General features: G+C 46.9%; 1 protein-coding gene. It reads right to left on the bottom strand.

The genetic code is table 11. The features are described 5' to 3' along the window. Positions 1-209 precede the first annotated feature (209 nt). A partial coding sequence (locus EYS42_RS17220; protein ID WP_207301187.1) for a hypothetical protein occupies positions 210-390 on the bottom strand: 181 nt, incomplete at its 5' end.

Genomic DNA, 390 nt, shown 5'->3' with positions numbered 1-390 from the left:
CCGCCGGTTCCGGTAGCCTTCGTTTGTAACAACCATCGCATAACACGGGAGCGACATGTCTCAAGCAACACCTTTTTGCTTGTGCGACAAGCACTTGCCTTGCAGCAGTGCGCCCAGGTTATGCGGCTTCTACGCCGCCGATAACCGATTCACGCCTCCGGCGTGAGTCCTACATTGCGTTAGGCCATTACCGTTTTAGCGCTACAAAGTTAATCACTTAAAAAATTAAATAATTCACCAATCTGTGCATCATGAGAGTTGCAAAAAAAAATTTCACTAGGATCTAGGTGCAGTAAACTTATTGCAATCGCACTAACTTCATCAATATTGCTTGGGTGCACCTCAATTGGACGGCTGGGAGAAAACATCAACACACCAGCCCCAAATGAG

The organism is Aquabacterium lacunae (assembly GCF_004310865.1).
Classification (GTDB): Bacteria; Pseudomonadota; Gammaproteobacteria; order Burkholderiales; family Burkholderiaceae_C; genus Aquabacterium; species Aquabacterium lacunae.
Note: the sequence above shows the minus strand (reverse complement) of the source record. Positions and strands in the feature narration are given on the sequence as shown.